Here is a 3,422-nt window from a genome sequence, read left to right as displayed (position 1 = left end):
GCCGGTTGGCCGGCCGCGCCGGCCAGACTGTCCGTGGTGGAGCGGCCGACCGTGCACTAACTTCCAACCTGGGCCACCGCGTGGGGGCGGACCACCGGACCTGCCCAGCCGCACTTCGGGCACACTCGACAGCGCCTTCCTTGATACGCGTTACCGCCTCCTGAACCGCAGGTCTGCCCCCTTCGGCCTCACCCTGAGGGTTGTGCCCTTTGTCAGCCGTGTGGACGAGCTGACGGGCCAGGGCGTGAGCGGTTACGGCACCAGGATCGGCCTCTTGGCTGACCGTGAGATCGTGCCGGGCAAGCTGATCGGGGCCATCAACGTGGAATACGGCTTCGCCACTGCGAGGCAGCTCGCGTCTGGTGCCGTCGAGAGAGGGTCAGGATTGGAGGTCTCTGGTGCACTGGCCTACCAGGTGCAGCCTGGCCTCTTCTTCGGCGGAGAGGTGCGTTACGCCCGCGCCTACGAGGGTTTGCGCCTCGAGCGGCTTTCCGGTGAGGCTGTCTACCTAGGGCCAACGATCTACCACGCATTTTCGGACCGCACCTGGGCTTCTCTCGCCTGGAGCTATCAGGTGAGCGGCCGCGCCGTAGGTGAGCTTGGGCCGCGCGATCTCGCGAACTTCGAGCGGCATCAGTTCAGGCTGCGGATCGGCTACAGCTTCTAAGCTCGTCCGCTGAGGTATGCCCAAACCCAACCGGCGGCAGCGCTTGGCCTTCTTGTACCGGTAGCAGCATGGACCTGCGGGCGCGCAGGGAGTTTGGCCTGGCAGGTGGGGTCAGTTCCGCGTGCAACCGGAGAGCGGAATGTTGATCGTGTGCGAGATCTGGAAGGATGAGAAGACCGAGGTTGGGCCCTACGAGTTCGCCAACCTGCCGAGACCTGGCGACACCGTCTCGGTGCCGCCGCAGAGCGGTGAAGGCTACCTGCATTTCAGGGTCGACAGCGTGACCCATCGCGCAAGCTCGGCGGCCTACCCCTCTGCAACGTACCTGTTCGTCTCGCAGGCCGAGTGAGCCAGCCTCTCTAGGGCCTTAGATGTTACCGCATCCGGCGATCAAAACTCCGAAGGCAGCGAGTGTGAGAGGCAAATTGATCGGCTTCCACCCCTCTCACTAGGGCAAGCCCTATTGGAACGCCGGCGCATGTCTGCACAGCCAGTTCGGACGACGTACGTGTCCGTGGAACCGTGTTGACGAGTGGTTGGGATCAGACGGCTAAAAGGTCCTTATGGCAGGGCGGCAGACAGCAGCGATCCTCTGGGTCCTGACGTTGAGCGGGTGTGGCGAGCCCCCCTTCGTCCCTGATGTCGCGTATCTCGCCACCGACGCGCATCTCACGGTTGGTGGGCAGCAGATCGTTCTGCCCCTCGTTGCCGTGGGTTCGCTCACCGGACCCCTCTCCTACCGGTACAGCCATGATCGCCTGGAACCCGCCCTCAAGAGGCGTCTGCGGGAGATGTCAGGCGACCCCGCTAAGCCATTGCCTGTCGAGCAGGTCGAGGTGTCTGTCGCTGTTTACGGCACCCACGGTGAGACGGCGCAGTCGCAGGCGATCTGTCCTCGCCTCACGCGCCGGTGGTCTCGGCACCTCTGCAGGCATAATCGCTCAGGCGTTCTGCTGGATGTTCCTGAGCGCTTCGCGTTGACCGATCGCAACAACCTAGCACTGTACAGGGTGGGCAACGAGAAGCAGACAGGCCGGCTCGCAGTCATGGGCGCATCCATCGGTGAGCCCGAGGTTGCCTGCGATCAGGAAGGGAAGTTCTGCAAGGCAGTCGTCTCGATCTCGCCCCGGCTGGTGGCCGTTTGGTCGGTCTGGAACAGCAGCCCCGGGTCCCGCGCAGAGACGGCTCAGCACATGGCCAAGCGGCAGGGCGAGGCCATCGTCACCTTCGTGCGGAATGCGATCGGGAGCGAGAGAGCACCGAGCGCCTCACTGATCCAGCCATGCAGGTTCCATAGCACCCAAACGGCGAGGGCGTCGCCGATTGAGCGTTATGGAGCCCACCGCCTCGTGTGAGCGGTATTGTGGGACCGAGCACAAGGCGATCCTCAGGGCATGGGTTCCGCATAGAAATTGCTGAGTTGCTGCCTCTCGTGCCCGGACAGCAATGCCTCGTCGATCCGCGAGAACTCAGGTGCTCGGCGCAGATGCTCCACCGTGATGGTCGTGTGGTAGCCGTGAAGCTTCGGGTTGTAATGCAGCTGTTCCCAGGGAACCGTATGGATCTCGGAACCCGCGCCCAGGAAACCACCGAACGAGGTGACGGCATAGACGACTTGGCCGCTGATCTTCTCGATCACGAGGCGCTTGATGGTCCCGACCCGTTTTCCGTCCGCATCGAAAACAGCGGTCCCCTCGATGTGGTCGCTCTCGATGAGCGGGTGGCTCGGAGCCGATGACGTGGCCATCTCAGCCATAGCTCGGTTCCTAAGCTTCCGGTTCAGCGGCAGCCACGATAGACATGCCCTCACGTTCGGCGAGGCTGTGCCTCGTCGCGGCAGGCGGCAAGCTCAAATGATAACTCCCATAGAGCGCTGCCCAGATCGATAGGCGGAATTATGGAGAGCCCGGCCAGCCATTTCGCGGAGCGCGATCAGTGCTGGTAGATCTCCAGCGTGTCGGCGGTGAACATCGCCTCGGCACCCAAGGAGGCGCTGCTGGACGAGCCGTCGATCATCGAGATCGCGTCCGGGTAGACGGTGCCGCGGCGGCCGTAGGCACGCCTGGCCTCCTCACACCAGCCGTCGGCGGGCTCCGGCATGGTCAGGCGCTGGCGGTTGATCTCGGTGCGCACGAGTTGCCTTGAGCCGTGCCTCATCGTGCTCCCAGCACTCCTGCGCGGGGCCGTAGGCCGCCCGGATGGCGAGCCAGGGCGCCTGGGCGTTGCGGCCAGGCTTGACCGCCTTGCACTTCTCCAGGGTGATCGCGTAGCCGACGAGCTGCGAGACGAGCGCTGGCGCGCGGCTCGGAACCGGCGCCTCGACCATCTCAGCGGCGCGGGCGCCGTTCGTGGCGAGGACGAAGGCCATCGGGATCGCGTAGCGACGCATGCTCCGGCTCCGTCGTGATAGGGTGAACGCTGGTAAAACGCCGTGTTCGGCTACGGCGAACCAGGATCCACTGCAGGGCTCGATGCATGCATTATTTGGCATGCCAGTCTGCGCGGCAAGCGAAATAATTCTACCGCTGCGCTTCGAACGTACTCTTGCGCTGTTCCATTAAGGCTTGCCCGCGTACGACTTTCCAAAGCCGTTCGAGCGGAGTCGTTTCGGGCTTTTGGAATGTCATTGAGCGCCGTCTCGGATCTGACTGGAGCGATCGAGTCTGACGAGTGAATACTAAGACTGCAGAATAGCTCTCGGTGGGCTGATCGGGCGAGCACCATAATGCAAAAATGTTGGGTCTAGGTCTAAAAT

The 3,422-nt window shown here is 63.4% G+C and carries 6 protein-coding genes; 3 read left to right on the top strand and 3 right to left on the bottom strand.

Features of this window, described 5'->3' with window-relative positions; genetic code table 11:
* The first annotated feature begins 220 nt into the window (after positions 1-220).
* The 3 genes from J2X36_RS26645 to J2X36_RS26635 all read left to right on the top strand — a co-directional run bounded on the left by J2X36_RS26645 (position 221) and on the right by J2X36_RS26635 (position 2,022).
* Positions 221-667: a hypothetical protein gene (locus J2X36_RS26645; RefSeq protein ID WP_310355222.1), complete on the top strand. Its 447-nt coding sequence runs from the start codon at positions 221-223 to the stop codon at positions 665-667.
* A gap of 139 nt (positions 668-806) precedes the next feature.
* Complete coding sequence (locus tag J2X36_RS26640; protein ID WP_310355220.1) at positions 807-1,016, top strand: hypothetical protein; 210 nt, start codon at positions 807-809, stop codon at positions 1,014-1,016.
* 214 nt (positions 1,017-1,230) lie between these two features.
* Entirely contained in the window at positions 1,231-2,022 is a 792-nt protein-coding gene (locus tag J2X36_RS26635) for a hypothetical protein (RefSeq protein WP_310355218.1), read from the top strand.
* Between the two features lie 32 nt (positions 2,023-2,054).
* Here J2X36_RS26635 and J2X36_RS26630 read toward each other — a convergent pair whose 3' ends face one another.
* From J2X36_RS26630 to J2X36_RS26620, 3 genes are all read right to left on the bottom strand, one after another.
* Positions 2,055-2,414: a PRC-barrel domain-containing protein gene (locus tag J2X36_RS26630; protein WP_310355217.1), complete on the bottom strand. Its 360-nt coding sequence runs from the start codon at positions 2,412-2,414 to the stop codon at positions 2,055-2,057.
* Positions 2,415-2,599: 185 nt separating this feature from the next.
* The gene (locus J2X36_RS26625; RefSeq protein ID WP_310355215.1) at positions 2,600-2,767 is read right to left on the bottom strand and encodes a hypothetical protein; all 168 of its coding nucleotides are present in this window, start codon (positions 2,765-2,767) and stop codon (positions 2,600-2,602) included.
* Positions 2,739-3,056 carry a hypothetical protein gene (locus tag J2X36_RS26620; protein ID WP_310355213.1) on the bottom strand — a complete coding sequence of 106 codons (318 nt, stop codon included), beginning with the start codon at positions 3,054-3,056 and terminating at the stop codon, positions 2,739-2,741. The genes J2X36_RS26625 and J2X36_RS26620 overlap by 29 nt, the downstream gene beginning before the upstream one ends.
* Positions 3,057-3,422: the final 366 nt, after the last annotated feature.

This window comes from Methylobacterium sp. BE186 (assembly GCF_031457035.1).
Lineage (GTDB): Bacteria > Pseudomonadota > Alphaproteobacteria > Rhizobiales > Beijerinckiaceae > Methylobacterium > Methylobacterium segetis.
This window is presented reverse-complemented; position numbering and strand designations above follow the sequence as displayed.